The following is a 25,082-nucleotide window of genomic DNA, read 5'->3' on the forward strand; positions in this document are numbered from 1 at the left end:
GCGCGGCCAGGGTTCACGCGCGGCTGGAGATCTGCTGCACGGCCCAGCCGTTGCCGTCGGGGTCGGTGAAGAACACGAAACCGACATTGTCGAGCGGGTCGGGCATCGGCCGCGGGTTCTCGCCGAGCACCTGGACCTCGCCGACCGCCACGCCGCGAGCGGTCAACTCGGCGTGGGCTTTCCGGATATCGGGGACCACCAGCTGCAAGCCCTGTAGCGAGCCGGGCGTCATCGTCGTGAAGGAGCCCGAGCCGATCACGATGGAGCAGCCCGAGCCCGGCGGCGTGAGCTGCACCATGCGCATCTCGTCGCCGAACACCGTGTCGTGGTCCACGACGAAGCCGAGTTTCTGCTCGTAGAATTCCTTGGCCCGGTCGACGTCCGAAACGGGGACGATCACGACCTCGAGCGTCCAGTTCATGGCGGGTCCTTTCGCAGCCTGGTGCGGTATTCCTACCAGTGCAGACCGGGCCGGGCGGCGGAACTCACCGGTCTCGTGCGGCGGTTCACCGCCGTTCCCAGCGCCAGGCGAATTCGCCAGGCGCCGGTGGCGGGCCCGGCAGGTCGCCCTCGACAGTCAGACCCGCGATCAGCATGGCGAGCACCCGGCGGCGCAACTGCGCGGTACGGGCCGGATCGGGCATCGCGATGGCAGCGCACGATTCGAGGACCAGACCCAGATCCTCGGCGGTGACGTCGGGGCGCAGCTTGCCGGTGCCGTGTGCGCGGCGCACGAGCTCGGTGTTCACCTCACCCGCGTGCACCACGTCGGGCAGCATCGATTCGTCCGGGGTGAAGGTGCCCGCGAGATGCACGGTCAGCGAATGCACGTCGGCGTCGACGACCCGCTCCAGGAAGCCGACCAGCGCCCGCCAGCCGTCCGGATCTTCCAGCGCCGCATCGGCTTCCACGTTGTACCGGCGCAGGCCCTCGTGGCACAGCGTGCGCAACAGCACCTCCTTGCTCGGATAGCGGCGATACAGCGCGCTGATCCCCACGCCCGCGCGTTCGGCGACGGCCGCGATCGGGGCGTTGGCATCGGCCAGGAACACCGCCCGCGCGGCCGCCAGGATGATCCCGTCGTTGCGGGCGGCCTGCGCCTTGCGCCCGGGCAGACCCTTCTGAGCTGGGGCATCTGATGTCTTCGGCATGATTTCAGGATAACACTTGAAACGGAATGATCCGTTCTGTTACGATTCAAACAGAACAGAGCATTCCGTTTCACTAGGAGATCAGATGACCGCCATCACCCCCTTCCGCATCAATATCGACCAGGCCGAGCTGGACGACCTGCAGGCTCGGCTGACGCGCACCCGGTGGGCCGACCAGATCCCCGGCTCGGGCGATACCTACGGCGTGAGCGTCGAGCGGGTCCGCCACCTGGTGAACTACTGGCGCGACGGGTTCGACTGGCGCGCGGTGGAGGCGAAGCTGAACGCCTACCCGCAGTTCACCACGGAGATCGACGGGCAGAACATCCACTTCCTGCACGTGAAGTCGCCGCGGGACAACGCTTTTCCGCTGATCCTCAGCCATGGCTGGCCGGGCACGTTCGTCGAATTCCTCGGCGTCATCGAGCCGCTCGCCGCCGCGGGCTTCGATCTGGTGATCCCCTCGGTGCCGGGCTACGGGTTCTCCGGACCGACCACCGACGCCGGCTGGCACGACACCAGGATCGCCAAGGCGTGGGCCGAGCTGATGCGGCGCCTCGGATACGACAAGTACGGCGCGGTCGGCAACGACGGCGGCGCCCAGATCTCCCCCGAACTCGCCCGCGTCGACCCGGAACATGTTGTCGCCGTGCAGGTTTCCCAGGTCTACTCGTTCCCGTCCGGCGACCCGGCGGAGTTGGCCGACCTCACCGAGGACGAGGCGCAGTCGCTGGCCACGCTGGACTGGTTCGCCAAGAACAAGATGGGGTTCAACATCCTGCAGTCCCAGCAGCCGCAGACGCTGGCGCACGCGCTGATGGATTCGCCGACCGGGCTGGTCGGCTGGAACAGCCAGCTGCTCGGCCCGGATCTGGACGACGAGTTCGTGCTCACCAATATCGCGATCCATTGGCTCACCGGCACAGCGGGTTCCGCGATCCGGCACTACTTCGAGAAGGCGCAGGCCGAGCACGCCACCGAGCCGATCACGGTGCCGCTGTCGCTGTCCGGTTCGAAGGGCGATTTCCACGGCATCCGGCGCTTCGCCGAGCGTGATCACAGCAATATCGTGTCCTGGAAGACCCACGATGTGTACACGCACTACCTGCACCACGTCGCCCCCGAGCTGATGTCGAGCGAGATCGCCGAGTTCTTCGCGCAGTATCGCTGAGCGCATCGGTGCCGCTGAGACTGTCTCTTATGTCATCGAGATTCCCAGCCATGGTTCGTCTCGCTGCGCGCTGTTGTACTTGATCCAGCAACAGCACAACAGCTTTCGACAGGAAGAGAAAACCATGAAAATCGCAGTCTTCGGCGCCACCAGCACCGTCGGTCGGCTGGTCGTCGAGCAGGCACTCGCCGAGGGACATCAGGTCACCGCGTTCACCCGGAGCGCGGCCGGCCTCCCGCAGCGGCACGAGCGCCTCGATATCGTGGAAGGCGATGTGCTGGACTCGCATTCGGTGCAGCGCGCGGTGGCCGGCCAGGACGCGGTGCTGGTCTCGCTCGGCGCGGGTCGCAAAGGTGTGATCCGCGCCGAGGGCACCCGCGCGGTGATCGAGGCGATGAACCGGACCGGGGTGAAGCGGCTGATCGTGCAGACCACGCTCGGTGTCGGCGACAGCAAAGCCAACCTGAACTTCCTCTGGAAGTACGTCATGTTCGGGTTGCTGCTGCGCCAGGCCTTCGCCGATCACGTGCAGCAGGAGGCCTACGTGCGGGCCAGCGACCTGGACTGGACCATCGTGCGACCGAGCGCCTTCACCGACGGCCCGCGCACCGGCGGTTTCCGGCGCGGCTTCCCGGCCGGCGAACGCGGTCTCACGTTGAAGATCGCCCGGGCCGATATCGCCGCCTTCATGCTCGAGCAGCTCACCGACACCACCTATCTGCGCCAGGCCCCCGGCATCTCCAACTGAGGCCCGGCCGCCATGCCGCGGCCCCGCTGCCGCAGCCGGCCCCGCGACCCACGCCCCGCACCGGGCGTGGGTCGCCGTCGTTCACAGGTGTTCGTGCACTGCGCCCCAGGCCGGGAACGGATCGGGATAGCTCACCCAAACCGCCGGTCCCGCAGCGAATTCCGCATCGTCGAGTAAGGCATCGTCCAGTAGCGCACGCACCCGTTCGCGATCCAGGTCGAGGCCGATGAAGACGATCTCCTGTCCCGCGGGCACTTCCAGCGACGACCACCACGCCGCGGGCTCGAAAACCAGGTTGGGCCCGGCCTGGGACCAGATGGCCGCCAGCGTCGGGCGACTGGCGATCCAGCAGAAACCCTTGCTGCGCAACAATCCCCGCAGCGCGCCGAGCGCCGCGGAGAGCCGCTGCGGATGAAACGGGCGGTCGGCGGTATAGGTCAGGCTGCGGATGCCGTACTCCTCGGTCTCGGGTGTGTGCCCGCCCGCGAGTTCCTCCGCCCAGCCGTCGGACTCGGCCGCGACCACCGGGTTGTAGCGGCCGGTCCCGAGCACCTCGTCCAGCGCGACCACGCCGTTGCGCGTCCGCAGCACGTGCGCGCGCGGATTGAGTTTGCGCACAGTCGCTTCCACCCGCCCCACCGTGGCGTCGCCGACCAGGTCGGTCTTGTTCACCAGCAGCACGTCGGCGAATTCCACCTGATCGACCAGCAGGTCGGCGATGGTGCGCGCATCGCCCTCGCCCGCTTGCAGATTCCGGTCGGCCAGCGCCTGCCCGCGCGCCACCTCGGGGAGGAAGGTGGACGCGTCGACCACGGTCACCATCGTGTCCAGCCGCGCGATATCGCCGAGCTTGAAACCGTCCTCGAATTCCCAGTCGAAGGTCGCGGCCACCGGCATCGGCTCGGAGATGCCCGTGGATTCGATGACGAGCTGATCGAACCGGCCCTCGCGGGCGAGCCGGCCGACCGCCTCGATGAGGTCCTCGCGCAGGGTGCAGCAGATGCACCCGTTGGTCAGCTCGACCAGCTTTTCCTCGGTGCGGGCCCACCCGTCACCCGACCCCCACCCCTTGTCGAGCGGCTCTGCCGCGCGGCGCATATGCCCCTGCCCGGCGACGAGGGCCGCATCGATGTTGACCTCGCTCATGTCGTTGACGATGACCGCCACCCGGCGGCCTTCCCGGTTGGCGAGGATGTGGTTGAGCAGCGTGGTCTTGCCCGCACCGAGAAAGCCGGACAACACGGTGACGGGAAGCAGGTCGGGCTGCGGTGACGTGGTCATTGCTTAATGATAATGGTTTTCATTTGCCATATCCCGGCCGGGTGGACGGTTGGTCACCACGACCCGCCCCGGCGGCCGTAGGGTTTGTCTCGTGAAGCTGTTGCCACTGACCCCCGGGGGCGAGACTCCCGTCCGGGTGCTCACCATCGCGGGCACCGACTCCGGCGGCGGCGCCGGCATCCAGGCCGATACCCGCACCATGGCACTGTGCGGCGTGCACGCCTGCGTGGCGGTCGCGGCGGTGACCGTGCAGAACTCGGTGGGAGTCAGCGACTTCCACGAGATCCCGCCGCATATCGTGGCCGGGCAGGTGCGCGCCGTGGCCACCGATATCGGGATCGGCGCGGTCAAGACCGGCATGCTGGCCTCGACCGCGATCATCGACGCCGTCGCGGCGGTCTGCGGCGAAGTGGGCATCGGCCGCAACGGCAGCATTCCGCTGATCGTCGATCCGGTCGCGGCCTCCATGCACGGCGATCCGCTGCTGCACGAGGAAGCGCTGGACGCCGTGCGCAACACGCTGATTCCGCTGGCCACCGTGGTCACCCCGAACCTCGACGAGGTGCGGCTGATCACCGGCATCGACGTGACCGACGACGCCACGGCCCGGCAGGCCGCGGTGGCGCTGCACAAGCTGGGCCCGCAGTGGGCGATCGTGAAGGGCGGGCACCTGCGCTCGTCCGAATACAGCACCGACCTGCTGTTCGACGGCGCCGACTTCTTGGAGTTCACCGCGCCGCGGATCAGCACCGGCAACGATCACGGCGGCGGCGACACCCTGGCAGCCGCGATCGCCTGCGCGCTGGCCAACGGCTATTCGGTGCCCGAGGCCGTGGAGTTCGCCAAGGAGTGGACCTACCGCTGTCTCGCCGCGTCCTACGACCTCGGCGCGGGCCACGGACCGGTGTCGCCGCTCTGGCGGCTGCACTCCGACTGAACCCATTCCTGTCGGTGGGTGCTGCGACAATAAGGGTGTCGCAAACGCAGCTGACCTCGACGAAGCGGTTCAGCGAGAACACCGTGGTTCACGTGGGTGCGACGGACCTCATTCGCTCGCGAATGCGAGATGCAGTGGCAGATCGGCATCGATGGTGATGCCGTTGAGCCGGGCATTCGCTTCGGTCAGCGCGGAAATGGTTTCCGCGAGATAGGCGACGAACTTTTCGATCGGCATGGCCTGGGTCGACAACCGATTCGCGCCGAGCCACCAATCGGTGGCCGAGGCGACCGCGCCGAAGATCGAATAGATGACCAATTCCACCCCGTCGACCTCGACCGACTTCTCCGCGAGCAGCTCCGCGAACAGATCGGCGGCGCGCTTGGCCGACTGCCGGGCCGATTGCAACGCGCGTTCGGAATCGTCGGACTGCTGCGCGAAATGGCTGTGCAGCATGAACCGGAAGACGTTCGGGTGCTCCGACACCACGAGCACATACTCCGCGGCGCCCCGGCGCACGAGCTCGCGCGCCGAGTCGTTGGTCAGGTCGAAGCTGGCGATGATCTGTTCCCACAGCATGTCGCGGACCCGGTCGACGATCGCGTTGTAGAGATCGGTCTTGTCCTCGAAATGCCGGTACAGCTTGGGTTTCGCGGCGCCGGCCTCCTTGGCGATATCGCCCATGCTGACGTCTGGGCCGAACTTGTCCAGCGCGCGGAATGCCGCGTCCACGAACTCCGCGCGCACCTTCATCCGGTGTTCGCGCCACCGCTCCGTGCGTGCGTCGACGCGCTTGCGCGGCACCTCGTCCAGTTTTCGCCCGCTGCGCATCACGATTCGGATGCTACCTGCTACCAGCGGTACCGATGCCATCGTCCGGCCGTCGACCTCGCTCGAGCCGTGAGACGGCCCGGGTACGGCGGCGACGTGGCGTACAGCGTCCGCATGCCGATCGGCGCGGGCGAGCGCCTTCCGCCTGGCGCCGCACCTGCCCTACGTGGAGTCGAAAGGCCGCTGCACCGGCTGGGCCCGGAATCACGTTGTCGCCCTTCGGTTCCGCGGCGGCACCGGCGCCGGTGGGGTGAGCAGGCCCGCCGTGATCCGGGCGCCCGCCTGTTTGCAGCGCTCCAGCACCGGGGTCAGCTCGAAACTGTGCACGCCGTCCAGGGCCGCCATCTTCGTCGTGACATAGCGGTACAGGTCGTCGGCGGTCGCCGCGGTGAGCACCGCGTAGAGATTGAACGGCCCGGTAACCGCTGCCGCGTAGTCGGTTTCGGGATGCTCGATGAGGGCGCGGCCGACGGCGTCGAGCCGTGCGGGCGCGACGCGCAACCACAGGAAAGCCGACAGGCTCGGACCCAGGGCGGCAGGGGCGATATCGAGGTCGAAGTAGAGAATGTGCGCCGCCTGCAAGGCGGCGATCCGGCGCATCACCCGCCCGGTCGTCAGGCCGGTGGCCCGGGCCAGCGCCGAGTAGCCGGTGCGCCCGTCCCTGGACAACAACTCGACCAGGGCGAGATCCTCCGCACGCAACCGGAGCTCGGCGTCGGCGTCTTCCGGATCGGCGGCGCCGGCCGCGCTCCGCGCGAATTGTCTACCGCGCCAGTCGATCACGTCCGCGTCGACGAATCGGTGCAACACCATCGCGGCCGAGATGTCGTGCACCGGCGCGGACCGCTGCAGCCGCTGGACCAGCAGTTCGTCGCGTTCCTGCGCGCTGCGCGGGTGCAGGGAGAACGACACTTCAGCGCCCGCCGCGGCGATGCTCACCCAGGCCGCGTCGTCGCGGCGCGCCAGCGCCTCCGCCACCTGCCGGGCGCCGTCGGGACGGCAGCGCACCCGGATGATCCAGTCGTTCTCGCCGAGCGCGCGCGGGTCGACGGCCCCGATCACCCGCACCACCCCGTCCCGGCGCAACCGGCGATAGCGGCGGGCGACGGTCTGTTCGGCGACGCCGAGCTCGGCGGCCAGCCGATTGAACGGTATCCGGGGATCGAACTGGAGCGCGTGCACGATCTGCGCGTCCATCTCGTCCAGCAGGGCACTTTTTTCTACCAGCGGGGCGGCCACAAGGAGGAAATCTACGCCCGAGCCGCGACGAGGCGACCGGCCACCGTGGCACTGCGAATACTCGACGCCGTCTCACCTCCCCCGAAACCCAGAGAGGACAACGGCTTTGCGGAAATGGCTGCCGCTGCTGACGGTGTGTCTGGGCACCTTCATGCTGCTGATCGACGTCACCATCGTGAACGTCGCGCTATCGGACATCCGAAACGATCTGGACGCGTCGTTCAGCGCACTGCAATGGGTCGTCGACGGCTACGCCCTCGCGATGGCGGCGCTGATGCTCGGAGCGGGCTCGATCGCCGACCTTGCCGGGCACCGGCGCACCTACCTGATCGGTTCGATCGTCTTCGCCGCCGCCTCGCTGGTCTGCGGCATCGCGCCGAATCCGGCCGTGCTGGTGGCGGCGCGCGTGGCGCAGGGCGTCGGCGCGACCGCCATGGCGTGCACCACCTTCGCGCTGTTGAACGACGCGTACGACGGCCGGGACCGAGGCGTCGCCTACGGCGTCTGGGGTTCGGTCGCGGGCGCGTCCAGCGCCATCGGGCCGATCGTCGGCGGGCTGCTCACCGACCTCGCGTCCTGGCGGTGGATCTTCTTCGTCAACCTGCCGGTGAGCGCGGTGGCCATCGCGCTCACCTGCTCGGTGCTCGCCGAACCGGAACGGGCACAGCGCGGCCGCGTCGACCTGGCAGGCCTGGCGACGTTCACCGTCAGCGCGGCGGCGGCCACCTACGCGCTGATCCGAGCCGGTGAGCACGGCTGGTCCGACCCGCTCACCTGGGGCTTGCTGCTGCTCGGCGCGGCGGCGCTGGCCGTGTTCCTGGTGGTCGAACGGGTCTCGGCGCAACCCGTGCTCGACCTGGCGCTACTGCGGGACCGCTCGTTCCTCGGCGTGCTGATCGCCGCGGGTACCTTGTTTTTCGGCGCTTTCGGCGCGTTGATGTACACCCAGATCTGGTTGCAGTCGGTGCTCGGGCTCAGCGCGATCCAGGCCGGGGCGGTCGGACTTCCGTTGTCCGTCATGGCTTTTCTGGTTTCCGGCAGCATCGGCCGGTTCCTGCACGGTGAGCGGCGCGGTCCGATCATCGCGGGCGGGCTGGGCGCGACGGGCGCCGGCGGCGTCCTCGGCGCGCTGCTGGTGGACGGCGAATCCGGTTGGTTCGCAGTGCTTCCCGGATTCTTGGTGGTCGGCCTCGGCGTCGGGTTGGCCACCGCCACGCTGAGTTCGGCGGCCATGGCGGCGGTGCCGTGGCAGCGGGCGGGCATGGCGACCGGCTCGCTCAATACCGCGCAGCAGCTCGGCTTCACTTTCGGGATAGCGACGCTCGGCAGCGTGTGCACCGCCCGCGCGGGGAACGTACTCGCCGCGCACGGCGTACCGGAGCCGCAGGCCGCCGCGCGGGCGGTGGCGGGCGGGCAGTCCGCGCTGCTGGTGCAAGCGGCACCCGCGCAGACGCGGGCGGCCCTCGATGAGGCGATCCGGATCGCGGCCGCGGCGGGCGTGCAGGCGAGCCTGGCGGTGAGCGGCGCGGTCGCGTTGCTCGGCGCGGTCCTCGCGCTCGCGCTGCTACGGCGGCGTGCGCCCGCGGCCCCCGCGATCGCGGAGTCCTCGATGCTCGGCTGATCGACCGGAAGACCGCTGAGCGGGGCCGCGTGGACCGGCGGGTCCCCCAGCAACCTCACAGCTGAGGCCCAGCTCCGTGGCAGCGTGACCGTCGAGGGTGGTCACCATGACCGAGACTGTGACCGTCGCGGCTGCGGAAAGAGCCGAGAAAAGCGGGACACCCGTGCTCGATGTGGTGATCCCGGTCTACAACGAAGAAACCGACCTCGGCGTCTGTGTGCGCAGGCTGCACGCGTATCTGCGCGAGGGGTTCCCCTTCAGTGCGCGGATCACGGTCGCCGACAACGCCAGCACCGACGCCACCCTCGAGGTGGCACGGCTGCTCGCGGACGAGCTGGACGGCGTGCGGGTGGTGCACCTGGACGCCAAGGGCCGAGGGCGGGCGCTGCGCGCGGTATGGGAACACTCCGACGCCCAGGTGGTCGCCTACATGGACGTCGACCTGTCCACCGATCTCAACGCGTTGCTGCCGCTGGTCGCGCCGCTGATCACCGGGCATTCCGATCTGGCGATCGGCACCCGGCTCAGCGCGTCGTCGCGGGTGGTGCGCGGGCCGAAGCGGGAATTCATCTCGCGCTGCTACAACCTATTGCTGAAAGCGTCACTGCAAGCACACTTTTCGGACGCCCAGTGCGGTTTCAAGGCGATGCGCACCGAGGTGGCGCGCCGGCTGCTGCCGCTGGTGCGCGACGGTGAATGGTTCTTCGACACCGAATTGCTGGTGCTCGCCGAGCGGGCCGGGCTGCGCATCCACGAGGTGCCGGTGGACTGGATCGACGACCCGGACAGCCGGGTCGACATCCTGGACACCGCGCGTAAGGATCTGCTCGGCATCGGCCGGCTCGGCCGGGCCCTGGCCACCGGCGCGCTGCCGATGGACGAGCTGCGCCGCGCGGTGGGACGCGAGCCACTGGTGCCCGGCGTGCCGCTCGGCATGGTCGGCCAGCTGGTGCGCTTCGCGATCGTCGGCGTGCTCAGCACGCTTGCTTATCTCCTGCTTTACGTTGCGCTGCAATCGTTTACCGGCGCGCAGGTGGCCAACTTCCTCGCGCTGCTGATCACCGCCGTCGCGAACACGGCCGCCAACCGGGCGTTCACGTTCGGCGTGCGCGGGTCGACCGGCGTGGTCTCACATCAGTTCCAAGGACTGGTGATCTTCGGCATCGGGCTGGCCCTGACCAGCGGGTCACTGTTCACGCTGCACCATTGGGCGCCGGACGCGCCGGTGCACCTGGAGTTGTTCGTGCTCGTCGTGGCGAACCTGGTGGCGACCATTCTGCGCTTCGTCGGGTTGCGCTGGGTCTTCCGGAACACACCCGACAGCACGTCCAGAACGGCGGTGACAGTGCGGCCCGAAACGAGCGACGCACCCGGCGCGACGGTGCTGGGCACCGAGGGAGGAACCCGATGACGGCGACCCTGGCACCGCCGACCGCGGCACCCGAGCAACCCGCGCGGCAGCGTGGAAATCGCTGGGAATTACCGGCTTTGGCCGCGCTCCTGCTCGGCACCGGGATCGCCTACCTGTGCAACCTGAGCGCCAACGGCTGGGCCAACTCGTTCTATTCCGCTGCGGTACAAGCCGGTTCGGTGTCCTGGAAAGCGTTCTTCTTCGGCTCCTCGGACGCCGCGAACTCGATCACCGTGGACAAACCACCCGCCTCGCTGTGGTTGATGGAGCTGTCGGTGCGCGCCTTCGGCCTGAACAGCTGGAGCATTCTGGTACCGGAGGTGCTGCTCGGCGTGGCGAGCGTCGCCCTGGTCTGGGCGACCGTGCGCCGGCCGTTCGGCCCTGCCGCCGGACTGCTCGCCGGGCTGGTGCTCGCGGTGACTCCCGTTGCCGCGCTGATGTTCCGGTTCAACAACCCGGACGCGCTGCTGGTGTTCCTGATGGTGGCCGCCGCATGGGCGATCACCCGCGCGGTCGAGGACGGCCGGTGGCGCTGGCTGGTGCTCACCGGCGTGTTCGTCGGGTTCGGTTTTCTCACCAAGCAGTTGCAGGTGCTGCTGGTGGTACCGCCGCTCGCGCTGACCTACCTGATCGCCGGACCGCCGAAACTCGGCAAGCGGGTGCTGCAACTGCTGGCCGCCGGGGCCGCCATGGTGGCGGCCGCGGGCTGGTGGCTACTGGCCGTCGAGCTGTGGCCCGCTGGTTCGCGGCCGTGGATCGGTGGGTCACAGAACAATTCGATTCTCGAACTCACCCTCGGTTACAACGGGCTCGGCAGGTTGAACGGCAACGAGCGCGGCAGCGTCGGTATGGGTGGCGCCGACCTGCCGACCGGTGGCGGCGGTATGTGGGGCAGCCCGGGCATCACCCGGATGTTCGAGCCCGCGCAGGGCGGTCAGATCGCGTGGCTGATCCCCGCCGCGCTGGTCGCCCTCGTGGCCGGAATACTGTTGCGCGGCAAGGCCGCCCGGACCGATCGCCAGCGCGCCGGACTGATCCTGTGGGGCGGTTGGCTGTTGGCGACCGGACTGACCTTCAGCTTCATGGCCGGGATCTTCCACCAGTACTACACGGTGGCACTCGCGCCCGCCGTGGCGGCGCTGGCCGGGACGGGCGCGGTTCTGCTGTGGCGGGAACGGCAGCGGCTGTGGGTGCGGCTGACACTCGCGCTCGCAGTCGGGCTGACCACCGCGACGGCGTGGATGTTGTTGTCCCGCAGCGCGCACTGGCAACCCTGGCTGCGCTGGACCGTGCTCGTCGCCGGGATCCTCGCAACGCTCGTCGCGCTCGTGCCCGCGCGGCGCAAGCTGGCCGTCGTCTCCGCGCTCACCATCGCGTTCACCGGTTTGGCCGGGCCGGCCGCGTACGCCGTCGACACCATCGCGACGGCGCACGAGGGCTCGATCCCGTCGGCGGGCCCGAATGTCGGCCGGTTCGGGATGTTCGGCCCCGGTCCGTGGGGTGAAGGCATGCCCGGCGGCGGGATGCCGCACGGTGACGGCGGACAAGGACCCGGACACCAGGGCGGTGCGGCACCGGCCACCGGTCAGGGCCGCGAAATGCTGGGCGGCCCGGCGGGTGGGCTGCTCGGTGCGAGCAAACCCAGCGACAAGGTCGTCGCCCTGCTGGCGCAGAACGGCAGCACCTACACCTGGGCGGCCGCCGCCATCGGCTCCAACAGCGCGGCAGGCTTCCAGCTCGCCACCGAGCTACCCGTCATGCCTATCGGCGGCTTCAACGGCAGCGATCCCTCACCAACCCTTGATCAGTTCAAACAGTATGTGGCAGAAGGGAAGATCCACTATTTCATCGGCAGCAATCGCGGCGAACGCGAAGGCGGACCCGGCGGCGGTGGACAATCCACCAGCAATCAGATCACGCAGTGGGTCAAGGACAACTACACCGCCACCGAGGTGGACGGCGTAACCCTGTACGACCTCACCGCCACCCGATAGTCCGCTCGATCCGCACCGGCCCTCGCCCGGTGCGGATTGCGCATGCCACCGGCGATGTCACACTCGGGCGGGCTGGTTCGTCCTCTCTGTGAACGCGGCAGAACGCGCAGGAACACAGAGGAGTGCAACGATGACGAAGAAGATCGCGGTGGCCGGGGCGACGGGTCGGCTGGGACGGCACGTGGTGGACGTGCTGAACGAGCAGGGCCACGAGGTGGTGGCCTTCTCCCGGAAAGACGGTGTCGACATCGAGACCGGGGCGGGGCTGACCGCGGCGCTGGCCGGCGTGCAGGTGGTCATCGACGCGTCCAGCACACCGTCGGCGGATCAGGACATCGCGACCGAGTTCTTCACCGCCGCAGCGCGAAACCTGCACGAGGCGGGCCGGCAGGCCGGCGTCGAACGACTGGTGGTGGTCTCCATCATCGGCATCGACAACGCCACCGGCGGATACAACGCGGCCAAGCTGGCGCACGAGCGCGCGCTCGCGGCGGGCCCGCTGCCGGTGCAGATCCTGCGCGCCGCCCAGTTCCACGAGCTGGTCGAGGTGATGACCCAGTGGGGCACGCAGGGTGATGTCGCCTACCTCGCGAACATGCGCACCCAGCTGGTCGCCGCACGCACGGTCGCCGAAGCACTGGTGGAGCTGGCCGTCGCCCCGGCGCCCGCGGCGACCGGTGCGCCGATCCCCGAGATCGCGGGCCCGCAGCCCGAGACCATGGCGGGCGCGGCCCGGCTGCTCGCCGCGCGGCGCGGCGCGCCCGCTCGGATCATCGAATCCAGCGACCCGGCCAACCCGGATCGCGAGACCTTCGAGAACGGCGGACTGCTGGCCGGCGCGCACGCCACCCTCGCAGGCCCCACCTTCGCCGAATGGGTCGCCGCCGCCTACCCGGCGCAGTAGGCGCTACAGCTCGGCGACCAGCTTGCCGTACACCGCGTCTCGGATCTTCGGACTGAGATCGCTTTGGCTGGTGAGCAATTCGAGCATCCGCAGGATCTGCAGGGCGCGCACGCGCTCGGCGAGCTCGGGTTCGGCAGGGTCGAATTTCGCGGCCTCGAGGAATCCGGGCCAGGCGGGCGCCAGCACCTCGGCGCCCGCGAAACCGACCGACCAGGCCCACCACGCGGGATCGAACAGCGGATCGGCGAGCCGGACGGACTCGAAATCGAGCAGGCCCGTGATGGTTTCGCCGTCGGTGAGAATATTGACCGGGGTGAAGTCCCCGTGCGCGAGCACCGTGCGGCGCTCGGCGAACAGCGCGGGATAGCCCTTCAGCACCTGGTCCAGGTTCGCGCGCTGCGAGCCGGACAGCTCGGGTTCGAGCCGGGCGGCCCAGCCGCTCGCCTGCTGGGCGAGCCGGGTCGGGGTGGCCCAGAGGTCGTCGAGTTGCAGACCGGCGGTGGGCAGGCGGCGGAAGGCCGCGAGCAGCAGGCCCATCTCCCGCGCGATGGCCGGGAAACGCGCGCTGTCCGGACCGATCGCGGCGCTGGCCGGGACGGGCACACCGGGCAGCGCGTCGAAGACGATCCAGGCGGGATCGGCGTCGAGATCGAAGCGGCGGATGCGCGGAATGGTGATGCCCCGCTTGGCGGCGGGCTCCAGCAGCGTGTGCATGATCCGCAACCTGCGCTCGGCGTCGTCGGGATCGCGGTAGCGCTGCAGGACCATCCGGTCGCCGTCGGCCAGGGTGAGCAGGTCGGTACGGTTCTGGAAGCCCCATTCGGCGGGCGCGCTACCGGCAATCGGCTGACCGAGGGTTTGCTCGAGCCCGCCGTACTCCGCACTGTCCATACGCCAGACCCTAAGGCAAGCAAGGACGGTTGCGCGCGGATCAGCTCAGGTGCGCCGACGACCGCGACCGGCGCGCCCCGGTACCTGGCCGCACAGACCCGCGAAAGCCGGTGAACCACACGGCGTTGCCCCTGACTATGGGGGTCGACAAGGCACCGGCGCAGTCAATACCGTGCAGCCGTGAACGAACGCAGTGAACCTACCGTGCGGCAGCGCGCCGCACGCACGACGGAACCGAGCGCCGGCGAGGTGGTGTCATGAGTTCGGGCGACGACCGTTTCTGCACTGCCGTCGGCGCGTTCATGCAGGCGCTCTCGGCGCGCGAACCCGAGCAGACCCGGTTCGCGCAAGAGGAACTCATGGCCTCGCTGGACGGGGCAGGCGCCGAGATCATCGTGCGCGGCTGCACAGCGCTCGCCCCGCTGCTCGATCATGTGCCGCCCGGGGCGCGGCCACAGATCGCGAACATGGTGGGCGCGTACGTGACCACCGCGGACGACGCGGTGGAGTGCGCGCCGGTGATCCTCGCGAATCTGGCCAAATCACTCGGATACGCCCGGCAATTCGCCGAGCAGTGGCGCAACGACATGGGCACCGAGCCGCCCGACCCGGACACGACCGACACCGACTACGCGTGGCTCGACCGGTTCGGGCTGGAGCCGCTGATGGGATGGTGGACGCTGTCCCAGTGGGTCTCGCCCGCGCTGGCGATGCTGCAGCATCGGCGGGTGCGAGAGTTGTTCGGGCCCGAGGGTTGTCAGATCCTGGCGCAGCGCCATGGCGACCTCGCCGAGTGCTCGGGGCGCTGGTTCAAGGAGCTGGCCTACATGCTGGCGCTGCTCGACGACGCACCCCTGGTGGCCCTGCACCGCGAGACCGGGACCGGCTACCTGCTGCGAATGACCGGGATCGCCGACAACTTCCAGTTGCACACTTTGCTCGCCGACGTGCTGCTCGGCGATCAGCATCTGCCCGGCGCGCGCCCGTCGGCCGAAGCCGCGGCGATGTGCCGCGACGCCGCGGGGCAGGCGCCCACCGTCGGTGCGTTCAATCTCGTTGCACCCGATGGTGATCGGATATGGAACGAGGGTACGCCCGCGGATATCCCGGTGTTCGGCGGGACCAGGGTGCTGGTGCTCGATCCGCCGCCGTACGAGCGCCATTGGCCCGCAGGCCGCTACTTCCCGTTCGTACCCGCCGATCTCGTGCTGGAGCGGGCCCTCACCGCCGAAGAGGCGGCTCAGTGGTTCGAGCACGTTCGCCCAGCAAACGACCCGACCGGCGCAGCACCCGCGTAACCGCGGGATTCGCAGGCGGACAACTGATCTCAGCGGCGGCCGTGCAGCGCCTCGTGCAGCGTCGCCGCCCACTGCTGCACGATGTCCTTGCGCCGCGCGGAGTCGTCGGTGAGCACGTCGGCCAGGCCGAGCCCGCGCGCCATGTCCAGCGTGGCCTGGACCAGATGGTGGGTGACCGGATCGGAGTCGTCCACCCCGAGCGCCTCCACCGCGCGCCGGTGCGAGATCCGGCCGAACTTGGCTTCCAGCGGGACGATTCGCTCCCGCAACGCCGGATCGGCGGCCGCGTGCGTCCACACCTGCAACGCCGCCTTGAACAGCGGGCTGGTGTACGACTCGACCAGCCCGGCCACCACCGCCTCGGTGCGACCGACCCCGCTGGCCACCTCGGCCATGGCCACCGCCTCGTCCTTGGCCTGCTGGGTCCTGGTGTCGAACATGTACTCGAGCGCGGCGGTGATCAGATCCTCCCGGGTGGGGAAGTGATGCTGTGCCGCGCCCCGGGACACCCCCGCCCGCTCGGCGACCACCGCGACCGTCGCCGCCGCCCAGCCCGTTTCGGCCAGGCAGTCGATGGTCGCCTCCAGCAGGCGCTGCCGGGTGGCTCGGCTGCGGTCCTGCTTGGGTTCGTGGGGTGTCGCCATGAGGGCTATTCTGCCCAGCTCGCGGGACGGCGCTGCAGGAAGGCCAGCATGCCCTCGTGCACCTCGGGGGTGCCGAAGAAGCTCGCCGAACGTTGCGCGAGTTCCTCGGCCGAGGTGTCGAACTCGGCCAGCATGGCCGCGTTGACCAGCCGCTTGCTCTCGGCCAGCCCCTGTGGCGAGCCTTTGCGCAGCTCCGCGCGCAGCCGCGCCACCTCGGCCACCGGATCGGCCGCGGCGGTGCTGATCAGCCCGATCTGCTCGGCCACCGCGGCATCGAACTTCTCCCCGGTCAGGAAGTAGCGCGACGCCGCCCGCGAGCTCAGACGCGGCAGCAGGGTGAGCGAGATCATGAACGGGGCCAGCCCGATGCGCACCTCGGTGAGCGCGAAACTGCTCGTCGGCCCGGCCACCGCGATATCGCAGGCCGCGACGATGCCCATCCCGCCGGCCCGCACGTTGCCGTCGATCTGCGCGATCACCGGCTTGGGCGTGGCGATGAGACGGCGCAGCACGCCGATCATCACGCGGGTGCGCTCGTCGGCGGCCACCGCGGGGTCGGCATTACTGGCCTCGGACAGGTCGGCGCCCGCACAGAAGGTGTTGCCGGTGTGGGCCAGGACGATGCCGCGCACCTTGTCGTCGGCCGCGGCGGCATCGAGGCCCTGCAGGAGTTCGGCCACCAGTTTCGACGACAGCGCATTGCGGTTGTGCGGCGAATCCAGCGTGAGCGTCGCGAAACCGTCCGCGACGTCGTAGCGGACGTAGGGCGCGGTGGATGTCTCGGTCATCGAGTCTCCTGTCGCCCCGCCGGGGTACCGCACTCGGCACCCCGGCGGGCGGACGTGGTCAGTAGGACTTGGGCAGGCCGAGCGAGTACTGCGCGACGAAGTTCAGCACCATCTCCCGGCTGACCGGGGCGATCCGGCCGATGCGCGCGGCGGCCAGCATCGCGGCCAAGCCGTACTCCTTGGTCAGGCCCGCGCCACCGTGGGTCTGGATGGCCTGATCCAGCGCCTTGATACTGGCCTCGGCCGCAGCGTATTTCGCCATGTTCGCGGCCTCGGCGGCACCCATCTCGTCGCCGAGGTCGTAGAGCGTCGCGGCCTTGCGCATCATCAGCTTGGCCAGCTCCAGCTCGATCTTCACCTGCGCCAGCGGATGCGAGATGCCTTGGTGCGCACCGATCGGCGTCTTCCACACCGTGCGCTCCTTGGCGTACTCCACCGCACGATCGATGGCGTAGCGGCCCAGGCCGATCGCCATCGCGGCACCCATCACCCGCTCCGGATTCAGACCGGCGAACAACTGCATCAGCGCGGCGTCTTCCTTGCCCACCAGCGCGTTCGCCGGCAACCGCACGTCATCGAGGAACAGCGTGAACTGATGATCCGGCTCGATGATGTCCATTTCCTGCGGCGTCTTGTGGAAGCCTGCGGCATCGGTCGGCACGATGAACAGCGCGGGCTTGAGCTTGCCGGTCTTGTGATCCTCGGTGCGCGACACGATCAGCACGGCCTCGGCCTGATCCACCCCGGAGATGAAGATCTTGCGGCCGTTGAGGATCCACTCCTCGCCGTCGCGGCGCGCGGTGGTGGTGATCTGGTGCGAATTGGAACCCGCGTCCGGCTCGGTGATGCCGAACACCATCTTGCCGCTGCCGTCACCGAGTTTGGGCAGCCAGGTCTGCTTCTGCTCGTCGGTGCCGTACTTGGTGATGATGGTGCCGCAGATGGCCGGGGAGACCACCATCAGCAGCAGCCCCGCACCCTGCGCGGACAGCTCCTCCATCACCAGCGCCAGCTCGTAGAGCCCTGCGCCACCGCCGCCGTATTCCTCCGGCAGATTCACCCCGAGGAAGCCGAGTTTGCCTGCCTCGTCCCACAATTCGGTGAGCGGCTCGTTGGCGCGGGCTTTCGGCAGCACGTAGTCGCGATAGTTGTACTTCGCGGCCAGCGCGGCAACAGCGGTTCTCAGCGCTTGCTGTTCTTCAGTCTCGACGAAACTCATGCCTGCACCTCGCTGACGCTCGGTTCCGGCATGTGCTCGGCACGCTGGCACATGATTCGTTCGCTGCGCTCTCTCATTCAGGACTCCTGGTTTTCGTTGCTCTCGGCGGGATCGACGACGGCAAGGACGGCGCCCACGTCGACCTGCTGGCCGACGGTGACATTGACGGCGCTGAGCACGCCGGCGGCGGGGGCGGCGATGGTGTGCTCCATCTTCATCGCCTCCAGCCACAGGATGGGCTGGCCCTGTTCGACCCGGCTGCCGACCTCGGCGCCGAGCCGGATCACGCTGCCGGGCATGGGCGCGAGCAGGGAGCCGGTGGCCACCTGGTCGGCCGGATCGCTGAAGCGCGGCAGTTTGCGCGCGCTGACCGGCCCGAGCGGCGAGTCCACGCACACCAGCTCGCCGTACCTGGCTACGTCGAAATGCCTACGGACCGAGCCTCTTTCGCCCGGCACCGCGAGCACCACGCGGTCGGGGCTCGACTCGACCAGCGCGAGCCCGTCGTGGCCGTCCACCGCCACCACCCCACGGGTGTAGCGGTAGCCGATATCGTGGGTGCCGCTGGTACGGCTCTCGAACAGCTTGTGCGTCGACTGCGACGGCAGGTTGCGCCAACCGCTGGGCAGTCCACCGCCGGCCCGGGCGGCGGTGCGGTTCGCCGCGGCGTCGGCCAGCGCGGCCGCCACCAAAGACAGTGCCTCGTCGGCCTCGGACACCAAAGGCGCTGCCAGCGTGTCCAATCCGTGCGTGCCGAAGAACGCGGTATCGGTGTCACCGGCCAGGAAGGCCGGGTGGCGCAGCACCCGGACCAGCAGGTCGCGGTTGGTCACCAGGCCGTGGATCCGGGCCCGGTGCAACGCGGTCGCCAGCAGCCGCGCCGCCTCGTCGCGGGTTTCGGCGTAGGAGATGACCTTGGCCAGCATCGGGTCGTAGTGCACGCCGACCACCGATCCGTCCACCACACCGGTGTCCAGCCGGATACCCGGCCGGTCGAGCAGATCGAATTCGGTGCGCACCAACGGGATGTCGAGCCGGTGCACGGTACCGCTCTGCGGCTGCCAGTCCTGCGCCGGATCCTCGGCGTAGAGCCGGACCTCGATCGAATGCCCGTGCATCGCAGGCGGTTCCGACGGCAGCGCGGCGCCGTCGGCCACGTCGAGTTGCAGGCGAACCAGATCCAGGCCGGTGGTGCACTCGGTGACCGGATGCTCTACCTGCAGGCGGGTGTTCATCTCGAGGAAGAAGAATTCGCCGCGCTCGTCGGCGAGGAATTCCACCGTGCCCGCGCCGGTGTAATCGATCGCGCCCGCAGCCAGCCGCGCCGCCTCGAACAGCCGCGCACGCATCCCTTCGGTGCGCTCGACCAGCGGCGAGGGCGCCTCCTCGACGACCTTCTGATGCCTGCGCTGGATCGAGCATTCGCGCTCGCCGACCGCCCAGATGGTGCCGTGCGTATCGGCCATCACCTGCACCTCGATATGCCTGCCGGTCTCGAGGTACCGCTCGCAGAACACCGTCGGATCACCGAAGGCCGACTCGGCCTCGCGCCGCGCGCCTTCGAGCTGCGGGGTCAGCTCCGCCAGGCTGCGGACCACGCGCATACCGCGCCCGCCGCCGCCCGCGGACGCCTTGATCAGGACCGGCAGATGATCCTCGGTGACCTCGGCCGGGTCCAGCTCGGCGAGCACCGGGACGCCCGCGGCGTCCATCATCTTCTTCGAAGCGACCTTGGAGCCCATCTGCTCGATCGCCTCGACCGGCGGGCCGATCCAGACCAGCCCCGCCGCGAGCACCGCCTTCGCGAAATCGGCGTTCTCGGACAGGAATCCGTAGCCGGGGTGCACGGCGTCGGCACCCGCGGACAGCGCCGCCTCGATGATCAGATCACCACGCAGGTAGGTTTCGGCCGGGGTGTTGCCGGGCAGGCGGACCGCCGAATCCGCCTCCGCCACATGCGGGGCCGTCGCGTCCGCGTCCGAATAGACCGCGACGGTACTCAGACCGGTCCGCCGACAGGTGGCGAACACGCGGCGGGCGATCTCACCCCGATTGGCAACCAGGACACTCGAGATTGGCATCTGATCCCTCACATTCGGAAGACGCCGAAGCCGTCGGCGCCCTTGATCGGGGCATTGTGAATGGCCGACAAGGACATTCCCAATACGGTGCGGGTATCGCGCGGATCGATGACGCCGTCGTCATAGAGGCGACCGGACATGAACATGGCCAGCGACTCGGCCTCGATCTGCGCCTCGACCATGGCACGCATCCCGGCGTCGGCCTCCTCGTTGAACGGCTGCCCCTTGGCCTCGGCCGCCGCCCGGCCCACGATCGAGATGACGCCGGCCAGCTGCGCGCCGCCCATCACGGCGGATTTCGCACTGGGCCAGGCGAAGACGAACCGTGGGTCGTAGGCGCGTCCGCACATGCCGTAGTGCCCGGCGCCGTAGGAGGCGCCCATCAGCACCGAGATATGCGGCACCGTCGAATTGGAGACCGCGTTGATCATCATCGCGCCGTGCTTGATGATGCCCTTCTGCTCGTACTCCTTGCCGACCATGTAGCCGGTGGTGTTGTGCAGGAACAACAGTGGCGTGTCGGTCTTGTTCGCCAGCTGGATGAACTGGGTGGCCTTCTGCGATTCCTCGGAGAACAGCACGCCCCGCGCGTTGGCCAGGATGCCGATCGGATAGCCGTGCAGCTCCGCCCACCCGGTGACCAGGCTACTGCCGTACAGCGGCTTGAACTCGTCGAAATCGGAGCCGTCCACGATGCGCGCGATCACCTCGCGCGGGTCGAACGGGATCTTCAGATCCGAGGGCACGATGCCGAGCAGATCCTCGGGGTCGTACAGCGGTTCGAGCACCGTCGGGCGCGGTGCCGGGCCCTGCTTGCGCCAGTTCAGCCTGCGGACGATGGCACGGCCGAGCCGGATCGCGTCCTGCTCGTCGATCGCGTAGTAGTCGGCCAGACCCGAGACGCGGGCGTGCATATCGGCCCCGCCGAGCGATTCGTCGTCGGACTCCTCGCCCGTCGCCATCTTGACCAGCGGCGGGCCGCCGAGGAACACCTTGGAGCGCTCCTTGATCATCACCACGTGATCGGACATGCCCGGGATGTAGGCGCCGCCCGCGGTCGAGTTACCGAAAACCAGTGCGATGGTGGGGATTCCGGCCGCCGAGGCGCGGGTGAGGTCGCGGAACATGCGACCGCCGGGCACGAAGACTTCCTTCTGCGTCGGCAGGTCCGCGCCGCCGGACTCCACCAGCGAGATCACCGGTAACCGGTTCTCCCGCACGATATCGTTGATCCGCAACGTCTTTCGTAGTGTCCATGGATTGGACGTGCCGCCACGCACGGTCGGATCGGGCGCGACGATCATGCATTCGACGCCCTCCACGATCCCGATGCCCGCGATGGTGCTCGCGCCGACGTGGAATTCGCTGCCCCACCCCGCCAGCGGGCACAGCTCCAGGAACGGCGAATCCTCGTCGACGAGCAGCTCGATCCGCTCGCGCGCGGTCAGTTTGCCGCGCTTGCGATGCCGGGCCAGCTTCTCCGGCCCGCCGCCCGCGATCGCCTTGGCGAACTCGCCCTCCACCTCGGTGAGCTTGGCGGTCATGGCGTCCGCCGCGGCCGCGTAATCCGGCGACGCGGTGTCCAATGTGCTGCGCAGGGTGGTCAAGACTGGTACCCCAATCGTTTGGCGGCAAGGCCGGTCAGGATTTCGGTGGTGCCACCACCGATGCCGAGGATGCGCATATCGCGGTATTGGCGTTCGATCTCGGATTCGCGCATGTAGCCGAGGCCGCCGAACAGCTGGACGGCCTGGTTGGCCACCCATTCGCCCGCCTCGACGGCGGTGTTCTTGGCGAAGCAGACCTCGGCGATCAGGTCGGTCTCGCCATTCGCACTGCGCTGGGCCACATCCCGGGTGTAGACGCGGGCGACGTCGATGCGCCGCGCCATCTCGGTGACGGTGTTCTGCACGGCCTGCCTGCTGATCAGCGGGCGGCCGAAGGTTTCCCGGCTGCGCACCCAGTCCAGGGTGAGATCGAGGCAGCGCTGCGCGCTCGAATACGCCTGCACCGCAAGGCCGACCCGCTCGCTGACGAACGCGCCCGCGATCTGGAAGAAACCGGAGTTCTCCGCGCCGACCAGATTCGCCGCGGGCACCCGGACGTCCACGTAGGACAGTTCGGCGGTGTCGGAGGCGCGCCAGCCCATCTTGTCCAGCTTGCGGCTCACGGTGAAGCCCGGCGTGCCCTTCTCCACCACCAGCAGCGAAATCCCTTGCGAACCGGGGCCGCCCGTGCGGACGGCGGTGACCACGTAGTCGGCCCGGCAGGCCGAGGTGATGTAGGTCTTGGCGCCGTTGACGATGTAGTGGTCGCCGTCGCGGCGCGCGGTGGTGGTGAGGTGGCCGACATCGGAACCGCCGCCGGGCTCGGTGATGGCGAGCGAGCCGATCTTCTCCCCCGCCAGCGTCGGGCGCACCCAGCGCTCGATCTGCTCGGGGTTGCCCGCGGCGATCATGTGCGGCACCGCGATACCGCAGGTGAACAGCGAGGCGAACAAGCCACCGGAGGCCCCCGCCTGGTGCAGTTCCTCGCAGACGATCATCGCGTCGATACCGTCACCGCCGGAACCGCCCGCGGATTCCGGGAATTGGATGCCGAGCAGGCCGAGCGCACCCGCCTTCTTGTGCAGCTCACGCGGGATCTCGCCGTCGCGCTCCCACTCGTCCAGATAGGGCAGGATCTCGCGCTCCGCGAAACTGCGCACCGTGGCACGCAATTCGCGCCGCTCCGGCGTATTCCAGTGCCCACCCGTCACCCGACCGCCGCCCCCGGCGGAATCGCTTCGCGATACTGAATTCATAGAAACTCCAATGGGATGTCGAGATGACGGGACCGCAGCCATTCGCCGAGTCCTTTGGCCTGTGGGTCGAATCGGGCCTGATAGGCGACGCCCTGTCCGAGCAGTCCCTCGATGATGAAGTTGACCGCGCGCAGATTGGGCAGCACATGCCGGGTCACGGTCAGCGCGGCAGCCTCGGGCAGCAGCTCTTTCACCCGGTCGACGGTGAGTGTGTGCACCAGCCAACGCCATTGGTCCTCGGTGCGCACCCAGACCCCGACATTGGCGTTGCCGCCCTTGTCGCCGCTGCGCGCCAGCGCGATGCTGCCGAGCGGCGCACGCCGGGTTTCCCTGTCCGCCAATGGTTCCGGCAGCGCGGGCGCGTCCACCTCGGCGAGCGCCAGCGTGTCCGCGGCGGGCGCGATATCGGTGCGCGAACCATCCGGCAGCACCGCGACGTGCGGCACCTCGGTGGCCGCGACGTAGCCCGGCGTGTAGACGCCGTAGGGTGAACCGTTGCCGGGCAACGTGGTGAAGCTGCATCCCGGGTAGCTGGCGAGCGCCAATTCGACGGCGACGCTGGAGAAGGCACGGCCCACCTTGTTCGGGTCGGCGTCGCGCACCACACAGCGCAGCAGCGCGCTGGCCTGCTCCTCGGTGTCGGCATCGGGCCGGTCCAGGCGGGCCAGTGTCCAGTCCAGCTCCGCAGGCTTGGTCGGCAGCCAGGACGCCAACTGCCGCTGTGCCAGTTCGGCTTTCGCCTCGATGTCGAGTCCGGTGAGGATGAAGGCCATCTCGTTGCGGAAGCCGCCCAGGGTATTCAACGAGACCTTCAGCGTGTCGGGCGGAGCCTCGCCGGCGACACCGCTGATCAACACCCGGTCCGGCCCGTCGGCGGCGAGTCGCACGGTGTCCAGCCGGGAGGTGACATCCGGCCCGGCGTAGCGCGCGCCCTGGATCTCGTACATGAGCTGCGCCGCGACCGTGTCGACCGTGACCGCGCCGCCGGTGCCCTCGTGCTTGGTGATGACGCTGCTGCCGTCCCTGCGGATTTCGGCGATCGGGAAGCCGGGCCGGCCGAGATCGGCGAGTTCGGTGAAGAAGGCGAAGTTGCCGCCGGTGGCCTGGGTGCTGCACTCGATCACGTGCCCGGCCACCACCGCACCCGCCAGCTGGTCGTAATCGGTTCGGCCCCAGCCGAAGTGGGCGGCCGCCGGGCCGACGACCACCGACGCGTCGGTGACCCGGCCGGTCACCACGATATCGGCGCCGGCGTGCAGGCATTCGACGATGCCCCAGGCGCCGAGGTAGGCATTGGCGGTGAGCGGGGCGCCGAGGCCGAGTTCGCTTGCGCGCCCGACCAGATCGTCACCTTCGACGTAGGCGATCTTGGCGTCGAGGCCGAGGTCCGCGGCCACCTCGCGCAGTCGCTCCGCCAGCCCCGCGGGATTCAGACCGCCCGCGTTCGCGACGATCTGCACGTTGCGTTCCAACGCCAGCCCGAGGCAGTCCTCGAGCTGTTTGACGAAGGTCTTGGCGTAACCGAGGCTCGGGTCCTTCATCCGGTCCCGGCCGAGGATCAGCATGGTCAATTCGGCGAGGTAGTCCCCGGTGAGCACGTCGAGCTGCCCACCTTCGAGCATCTCGCGCATCGCGCTGAACCGATCGCCGTAGAAGCCGGAACAGTTGCCGATCCGGAGGACCTCCGGATTCGCGGCCAGCGTACTCATCAGCGGGTATGCCTCCTCTGCGGTGCCGGACCGGCGGGGCGCAGCCGCGTGCCGCACCCGTGAAGTCCGCGTTCCGGGGTTCAGCATCACACCGCGCACAGAAAAAAGCAAGCGCGCGTGCTTGTTAATCGGCAGTGGGTCAGATCACCGCAGGAAGCGCGTGCGAAGCGAGTCATCAGGACAGAGCACAATGGGCCCCGTGTCTACTGATGTCACCGTGATTCTCTTGATCGCCCTGGCCGGATTCCTGCTCGGCGGGGCGTATACGACGTGGAAGACCGCGCGACCGCTGTCGATCGCACTCGGGGTCTGCGCGGTACTCGCCGCGGCGGGCGGCATCACCTGGTGGGTCGGATCCTGA

At 69.0% G+C, this 25,082-nt stretch carries 22 protein-coding genes; 9 read left to right on the forward strand and 13 right to left on the reverse strand.

Annotation, left to right across the window (positions count from 1 at the left end):
- Positions 1–13 precede the first annotated feature (13 nt).
- Both NVU01S_RS40700 and NVU01S_RS40705 read right to left on the reverse strand, forming a co-directional pair.
- Complete coding sequence (locus tag NVU01S_RS40700) at positions 14–421, reverse strand: VOC family protein (RefSeq protein WP_043670664.1); 408 nt, start codon at positions 419–421, stop codon at positions 14–16.
- Between the two features lie 85 nt (positions 422–506).
- The gene (locus NVU01S_RS40705; protein ID WP_052280604.1) at positions 507–1,151 is read right to left on the reverse strand and encodes a TetR/AcrR family transcriptional regulator; all 645 of its coding nucleotides are present in this window, start codon (positions 1,149–1,151) and stop codon (positions 507–509) included.
- 85 nt (positions 1,152–1,236) lie between these two features.
- Here NVU01S_RS40705 and NVU01S_RS40710 point away from each other — a divergent pair, with 85 nt between their 5' ends.
- A complete protein-coding gene (locus NVU01S_RS40710) occupies positions 1,237–2,322 on the forward strand; it encodes an epoxide hydrolase family protein (RefSeq protein WP_043670661.1) in 1,086 nt (361 codons plus the stop codon).
- 124 nt (positions 2,323–2,446) lie between these two features.
- Positions 2,447–3,070: an NAD(P)-dependent oxidoreductase gene (locus tag NVU01S_RS40715; protein ID WP_043670658.1), complete on the forward strand. Its 624-nt coding sequence runs from the start codon at positions 2,447–2,449 to the stop codon at positions 3,068–3,070.
- Between the two features lie 81 nt (positions 3,071–3,151).
- Here the strand turns inward: NVU01S_RS40715 and NVU01S_RS40720 are convergent, their stop codons facing one another.
- On the reverse strand, positions 3,152–4,351 hold the full coding sequence (locus tag NVU01S_RS40720) for a GTP-binding protein (RefSeq protein ID WP_043670655.1): 1,200 nt from the start codon (positions 4,349–4,351) through the stop codon (positions 3,152–3,154).
- A 91-nt stretch (positions 4,352–4,442) separates the two neighbouring features.
- On the opposite strand from NVU01S_RS40720, the gene thiD reads away from it, so the two are divergent.
- Entirely contained in the window at positions 4,443–5,288 is an 846-nt protein-coding gene (thiD, locus tag NVU01S_RS40725; protein WP_043670651.1) for a bifunctional hydroxymethylpyrimidine kinase/phosphomethylpyrimidine kinase, read from the forward strand.
- Positions 5,289–5,396: 108 nt separating this feature from the next.
- Here thiD and NVU01S_RS40730 read toward each other — a convergent pair whose 3' ends face one another.
- On the reverse strand, positions 5,397–6,119 hold the full coding sequence (locus NVU01S_RS40730) for a TetR/AcrR family transcriptional regulator (RefSeq protein ID WP_043670649.1): 723 nt from the start codon (positions 6,117–6,119) through the stop codon (positions 5,397–5,399).
- Between the two features lie 204 nt (positions 6,120–6,323).
- Positions 6,324–7,358, reverse strand: coding sequence for an Lrp/AsnC family transcriptional regulator (locus tag NVU01S_RS40735; RefSeq protein ID WP_043670646.1), 1,035 nt, complete (start codon positions 7,356–7,358; stop codon positions 6,324–6,326).
- 106 nt (positions 7,359–7,464) lie between these two features.
- Here NVU01S_RS40735 and NVU01S_RS40740 point away from each other — a divergent pair, with 106 nt between their 5' ends.
- The 4 genes from NVU01S_RS40740 to NVU01S_RS40755 all read left to right on the forward strand — a co-directional run bounded on the left by NVU01S_RS40740 (position 7,465) and on the right by NVU01S_RS40755 (position 13,288).
- The gene (locus tag NVU01S_RS40740; RefSeq protein ID WP_043670643.1) at positions 7,465–8,979 is read left to right on the forward strand and encodes an MFS transporter; all 1,515 of its coding nucleotides are present in this window, start codon (positions 7,465–7,467) and stop codon (positions 8,977–8,979) included.
- A 106-nt stretch (positions 8,980–9,085) separates the two neighbouring features.
- Entirely contained in the window at positions 9,086–10,390 is a 1,305-nt protein-coding gene (locus NVU01S_RS40745) for a bifunctional glycosyltransferase family 2/GtrA family protein (protein WP_244467244.1), read from the forward strand.
- Positions 10,387–12,384, forward strand: coding sequence for a glycosyltransferase family 39 protein (locus NVU01S_RS40750; protein WP_043670640.1), 1,998 nt, complete (start codon positions 10,387–10,389; stop codon positions 12,382–12,384). The genes NVU01S_RS40745 and NVU01S_RS40750 overlap by 4 nt, the downstream gene beginning before the upstream one ends.
- A gap of 130 nt (positions 12,385–12,514) precedes the next feature.
- Positions 12,515–13,288: an SDR family oxidoreductase gene (locus tag NVU01S_RS40755; protein ID WP_043670637.1), complete on the forward strand. Its 774-nt coding sequence runs from the start codon at positions 12,515–12,517 to the stop codon at positions 13,286–13,288.
- 3 nt (positions 13,289–13,291) lie between these two features.
- On the opposite strand, the gene NVU01S_RS40760 is transcribed toward NVU01S_RS40755, so the two are convergent.
- On the reverse strand, positions 13,292–14,179 hold the full coding sequence (locus NVU01S_RS40760; protein WP_043670634.1) for a phosphotransferase family protein: 888 nt from the start codon (positions 14,177–14,179) through the stop codon (positions 13,292–13,294).
- A 257-nt stretch (positions 14,180–14,436) separates the two neighbouring features.
- Here NVU01S_RS40760 and NVU01S_RS40765 point away from each other — a divergent pair, with 257 nt between their 5' ends.
- Complete coding sequence (locus tag NVU01S_RS40765; RefSeq protein WP_043670630.1) at positions 14,437–15,477, forward strand: hypothetical protein; 1,041 nt, start codon at positions 14,437–14,439, stop codon at positions 15,475–15,477.
- 29 nt (positions 15,478–15,506) lie between these two features.
- Here the strand turns inward: NVU01S_RS40765 and NVU01S_RS40770 are convergent, their stop codons facing one another.
- The 7 genes from NVU01S_RS40770 to NVU01S_RS40800 all read right to left on the reverse strand — a co-directional run bounded on the left by NVU01S_RS40770 (position 15,507) and on the right by NVU01S_RS40800 (position 24,721).
- On the reverse strand, positions 15,507–16,121 hold the full coding sequence (locus NVU01S_RS40770; protein WP_029893255.1) for a TetR/AcrR family transcriptional regulator: 615 nt from the start codon (positions 16,119–16,121) through the stop codon (positions 15,507–15,509).
- A gap of 5 nt (positions 16,122–16,126) precedes the next feature.
- Complete coding sequence (locus tag NVU01S_RS40775) at positions 16,127–16,909, reverse strand: enoyl-CoA hydratase family protein (protein WP_014988786.1); 783 nt, start codon at positions 16,907–16,909, stop codon at positions 16,127–16,129.
- A gap of 58 nt (positions 16,910–16,967) precedes the next feature.
- On the reverse strand, positions 16,968–18,128 hold the full coding sequence (locus tag NVU01S_RS40780; protein WP_042260120.1) for an acyl-CoA dehydrogenase family protein: 1,161 nt from the start codon (positions 18,126–18,128) through the stop codon (positions 16,968–16,970).
- Positions 18,129–18,205: 77 nt separating this feature from the next.
- The gene (locus tag NVU01S_RS40785; protein WP_043670627.1) at positions 18,206–20,209 is read right to left on the reverse strand and encodes an acetyl/propionyl/methylcrotonyl-CoA carboxylase subunit alpha; all 2,004 of its coding nucleotides are present in this window, start codon (positions 20,207–20,209) and stop codon (positions 18,206–18,208) included.
- Between the two features lie 8 nt (positions 20,210–20,217).
- Positions 20,218–21,816 carry an acyl-CoA carboxylase subunit beta gene (locus NVU01S_RS40790; protein WP_043670624.1) on the reverse strand — a complete coding sequence of 533 codons (1,599 nt, stop codon included), beginning with the start codon at positions 21,814–21,816 and terminating at the stop codon, positions 20,218–20,220.
- Complete coding sequence (locus tag NVU01S_RS40795; RefSeq protein ID WP_052280603.1) at positions 21,813–23,012, reverse strand: acyl-CoA dehydrogenase family protein; 1,200 nt, start codon at positions 23,010–23,012, stop codon at positions 21,813–21,815. Before NVU01S_RS40795 ends, NVU01S_RS40790 begins: the two co-directional genes overlap by 4 nt.
- Positions 23,009–24,721, reverse strand: a complete 1,713-nt coding sequence (locus NVU01S_RS40800) for an acyclic terpene utilization AtuA family protein (RefSeq protein ID WP_043670618.1) — start codon at positions 24,719–24,721, stop codon at positions 23,009–23,011. The genes NVU01S_RS40795 and NVU01S_RS40800 overlap by 4 nt, the downstream gene beginning before the upstream one ends.
- A gap of 190 nt (positions 24,722–24,911) precedes the next feature.
- Here NVU01S_RS40800 and NVU01S_RS44440 point away from each other — a divergent pair, with 190 nt between their 5' ends.
- A complete protein-coding gene (locus tag NVU01S_RS44440) occupies positions 24,912–25,082 on the forward strand; it encodes a CG2302 family histidine operon protein (protein WP_507762151.1) in 171 nt (56 codons plus the stop codon).

This window comes from Nocardia vulneris (assembly GCF_001613425.1).
Classification (GTDB): domain Bacteria; phylum Actinomycetota; class Actinomycetes; order Mycobacteriales; family Mycobacteriaceae; genus Nocardia; species Nocardia vulneris.

Bases quoted from the DNA above. Each gene is read 5' to 3' on its own strand.
- NVU01S_RS40710 (WP_043670661.1), top strand. From the start codon at position 1,237: ATGACCGCCATCACCCCCTTCCGCATCAATATCGACCAGGCCGAGCTG.
- NVU01S_RS40780 (WP_042260120.1), bottom strand. From the start codon at position 18,128: ATGAGTTTCGTCGAGACTGAAGAACAGCAAGCGCTGAGAACCGCTGTT.
- NVU01S_RS40775 (WP_014988786.1), bottom strand. From the start codon at position 16,909: ATGACCGAGACATCCACCGCGCCCTACGTCCGCTACGACGTCGCGGAC.
- NVU01S_RS40745 (WP_244467244.1), top strand. From the start codon at position 9,086: ATGACCGAGACTGTGACCGTCGCGGCTGCGGAAAGAGCCGAGAAAAGC.
- NVU01S_RS40785 (WP_043670627.1), bottom strand. From the start codon at position 20,209: ATGCCAATCTCGAGTGTCCTGGTTGCCAATCGGGGTGAGATCGCCCGC.
- NVU01S_RS40760 (WP_043670634.1), bottom strand. From the start codon at position 14,179: ATGGACAGTGCGGAGTACGGCGGGCTCGAGCAAACCCTCGGTCAGCCG.
- NVU01S_RS40720 (WP_043670655.1), bottom strand. From the start codon at position 4,351: ATGACCACGTCACCGCAGCCCGACCTGCTTCCCGTCACCGTGTTGTCC.
- NVU01S_RS40730 (WP_043670649.1), bottom strand. From the start codon at position 6,119: ATGCGCAGCGGGCGAAAACTGGACGAGGTGCCGCGCAAGCGCGTCGAC.
- NVU01S_RS40800 (WP_043670618.1), bottom strand. From the start codon at position 24,721: ATGAGTACGCTGGCCGCGAATCCGGAGGTCCTCCGGATCGGCAACTGT.
- NVU01S_RS40700 (WP_043670664.1), bottom strand. From the start codon at position 421: ATGAACTGGACGCTCGAGGTCGTGATCGTCCCCGTTTCGGACGTCGAC.
- NVU01S_RS40750 (WP_043670640.1), top strand. From the start codon at position 10,387: ATGACGGCGACCCTGGCACCGCCGACCGCGGCACCCGAGCAACCCGCG.
- NVU01S_RS40715 (WP_043670658.1), top strand. From the start codon at position 2,447: ATGAAAATCGCAGTCTTCGGCGCCACCAGCACCGTCGGTCGGCTGGTC.
- NVU01S_RS40705 (WP_052280604.1), bottom strand. From the start codon at position 1,151: ATGCCGAAGACATCAGATGCCCCAGCTCAGAAGGGTCTGCCCGGGCGC.
- NVU01S_RS40755 (WP_043670637.1), top strand. From the start codon at position 12,515: ATGACGAAGAAGATCGCGGTGGCCGGGGCGACGGGTCGGCTGGGACGG.
- NVU01S_RS40770 (WP_029893255.1), bottom strand. From the start codon at position 16,121: ATGGCGACACCCCACGAACCCAAGCAGGACCGCAGCCGAGCCACCCGG.
- NVU01S_RS40795 (WP_052280603.1), bottom strand. From the start codon at position 23,012: ATGAATTCAGTATCGCGAAGCGATTCCGCCGGGGGCGGCGGTCGGGTG.
- NVU01S_RS40765 (WP_043670630.1), top strand. From the start codon at position 14,437: ATGAGTTCGGGCGACGACCGTTTCTGCACTGCCGTCGGCGCGTTCATG.
- NVU01S_RS44440 (WP_507762151.1), top strand. From the start codon at position 24,912: ATGGGCCCCGTGTCTACTGATGTCACCGTGATTCTCTTGATCGCCCTG.